The following is a 2,719-nucleotide window of genomic DNA, read 5'->3' as shown; positions in this document are numbered from 1 at the left end:
TTGCCTGAGTATATAACAAAATCAACACTCCTAAAAAATTGAAGTTATATACTCCGGTAACTATATATTAAGGAGGAATCATTATGTTTAGAGTTATTATTGGAAGTGTTACCATTGCTAATTTACCTGATAGAAAAACTGCTGAATATTTTGCTGAAAGGTTCGGAGGTATTGTCAAAAGAATCAGATACAAAAATCATAAAGTTAATTATTTTCCTGAAAAAGACAAAACAGATATATTTCAAAAAGAAACGGAGAATTGATTTTTATGAATTTATTCTATGTCGTTTATGCTACCCATGATGAACATATCATTACTGGAATTTATGCCAATAACTACAGACATCTACACAGTATACTCAAAAAAGAAAATAAAGACATTCGGATACTTGAATCTCATATTTTGGATACTTTCCCAGATGACGAGCAGATTATGATTGATTTATATCATGAAAATCCATAAAAAAATCCCTCAACTGTGCCGTCTGTGAGGATGGTATTTCGAAAAACAGACAGCACGGTTCAAGGATTAATTATTTGACTGTACTGTCTGTGAGGTTTGGTTCGAAAAACAGACAGTACGGTTAAACGATCAATAGAAAGTAGGTGGAATTATGGTAAACAAAGAAGAGTTTGAGGAACTTAAAAAAACCGTATCTTTTCAAGAGAAAATCATATGGGTCGTTGTTGCGAATTCTTTAGTTATAAACCTCGAAACCATATTAAAAATTTTGTTATACATCAAGACTTTTATTCAAAAAATTTTCTAAAAAAATCATGGATATTTGGGTTAGATATTGTCGTGATAATATTGATTCCAAAAGATACTATGGCAATGTAAAACAAAATTTTCTGATTTCTTTTAAGTATGCGATTTGTTTCTTTTTGTTTTTCTATCTCGACTTCTGCATCGTTGATTTGTTTTTTCAATAACTCGTTTGCATCTATAAGCTCGAAAGTTTGTTTTTCAGATTCTTGCAATTGTTTCTCAAGGACTTTCACTGTGTCAGATAATTTAGACACTTGAGCATTTAAAGATTGATTTGCCGTTTTTAGCTGATCAAGTTGTTCTTCATGAATCCCTATGGCTTTGTCTGTCGATTCTTTATGTTGATAAACGGCATTTTCAATACCTTGCATGATTTTTAATGGCTCTCTATTAGCTTCCAACATTGCTCGTGTTGCTTCTAATGAATCGGCTGTGCTTTCTCCAATGACTTTTTTACTTAAAGCTTCAAATTCTGTCTGAGCCTTTACAATCGCTCTTTCTTGCTCAATACGCTCTGGTGGATACTGTTTTGATAGCTCGAAAGCTTGTTGTATTTCAATATCAGATAATTCCTTCATAAAATATACACTCCCTTAAATTAACAACCCTGTTTGTAAGGTTTGGTCCAAAAAACAAACAGGACTGCAAAACAATTAATTTAATCAAACAGCCCAACATAATGCTGAGCTGTGAACAAGATTTATAAAAGGACTTAGCCTTTGGAAATAATATACCATATTTCAATGATTAAATTCAAATAAATATAAATAACAAGGAGGAAAATATATGAAAATAAACTTTAAATTTATAAGCAAAAAGATAATAGAGAGAAAAATTAAAAATAAGAAATTTGGTAAAAAATATAATATTGAATTAAATAAGGAGGGATATAACCATGTTAAAGAAGATTGTAGAGTTTTTTCAATCCCGTCGTACAGATAAAAAAGAAAGAGAAAGAGAATTTGTGCGTAGAAATAAAGTATGGATAATTAGATATGCTGAAAAGCCTGAAAAATATTTTTAATAAAGCAAGGAGAACTTTATATGTTTAAGAAAATCCTATACTCCACTCATGATGAATGGCTTAATTTAAGAAAACAGGGAATCGGTGGCAGTGATGCTGGATTACTTATGGATATAGAACAATATGGAAATAAAAATATTGTTGATTTATGGCTTGAAAAATCCGGTAAAATCAATAAACCTAATGAAACTAACCCTGCTATGGAAAGAGGACATAAACTCGAACCTTTCATTAGACAGCTATATGCCATTGATAATCCAGATAAGGAAATTAGAGAAGTTAAAGAGCTGTATGTGCATCCTAAATATGATTTTATCAGAGCTTCTTTAGACGGTGAAATTATTCTACCTAACGGTAATATCGGTATACTTGAAATTAAAACTACTACCATTCACCAGTATTCAATTTATAAAGAACTCTGGAAAGATGACGAGAATAACGACACTATTCCGGAAAATTATCTATATCAGGTACTCCATTACTTCCTTGTTACTGATTATGACTTTGCGGTGTTAGTTGCCGATATCAGATTTAGATGTTTTGAGGATAATTCTGATACATTTGATCTAAATAAACAACTTAAAACATACACTATATATAAAAATGACTGGATAAACAGAATAGAAGAACTCAAACAAAAAGAAATTGAATTCTGGTCGTACGTTACCAATGACATTGAACCACCATACATTAAAGAATATCACATTGGAATTGGAGGAAAATATGGAAGAAAATAAAAATACAGGACAACCAGTTCTTGCCTTTAATAAAGAACTTATTACTCCTGCTAAAATCAGCCCCAAATTATTAGACTGGGAACTTTTAGAACAAAATACACTTGAGATTGAGGAATATAAAAATATTATTTACAATGATGACTTTGACCTTGAATCAACATCATTACTTCGAAAAGACATATCAAACTC

At 30.7% G+C, this 2,719-nt stretch carries 5 protein-coding genes; 4 read left to right on the top strand and 1 reads right to left on the bottom strand.

From position 1 onward, the window contains the following. Positions 1–83 precede the first annotated feature (83 nt). Positions 84–263: a hypothetical protein gene (locus tag NK213_RS19625; RefSeq protein WP_253352489.1), complete on the top strand. Its 180-nt coding sequence runs from the start codon at positions 84–86 to the stop codon at positions 261–263. Between the two features lie 487 nt (positions 264–750). Here NK213_RS19625 and NK213_RS19620 read toward each other — a convergent pair whose 3' ends face one another. Continuing rightward, positions 751–1,347, bottom strand: a complete 597-nt coding sequence (locus tag NK213_RS19620; RefSeq protein ID WP_253352481.1) for a hypothetical protein — start codon at positions 1,345–1,347, stop codon at positions 751–753. Between the two features lie 317 nt (positions 1,348–1,664). Here NK213_RS19620 and NK213_RS20550 point away from each other — a divergent pair, with 317 nt between their 5' ends. The 3 genes from NK213_RS20550 to NK213_RS19610 all read left to right on the top strand — a co-directional run. After that, positions 1,665–1,793: a hypothetical protein gene (locus tag NK213_RS20550; protein WP_256478848.1), complete on the top strand. Its 129-nt coding sequence runs from the start codon at positions 1,665–1,667 to the stop codon at positions 1,791–1,793. Between the two features lie 20 nt (positions 1,794–1,813). Beyond that, positions 1,814–2,530 (top strand): YqaJ viral recombinase family protein, encoded by a 717-nt coding sequence (locus tag NK213_RS19615; RefSeq protein ID WP_253352479.1) that lies wholly within the window; start codon positions 1,814–1,816, stop codon positions 2,528–2,530. Beyond that, positions 2,517–2,719: hypothetical protein (locus tag NK213_RS19610; RefSeq protein WP_253352478.1), on the top strand; the 203-nt coding region annotated here is incomplete at its 3' end. The genes NK213_RS19615 and NK213_RS19610, both read left to right, overlap by 14 nt.

Source organism: Sebaldella sp. S0638, assembly GCF_024158605.1.
Lineage (GTDB): Bacteria > Fusobacteriota > Fusobacteriia > Fusobacteriales > Leptotrichiaceae > Sebaldella.
The sequence above is the reverse complement of the archived record's forward strand: the minus strand, read 5'-3'. Positions and strand labels throughout refer to the sequence as shown.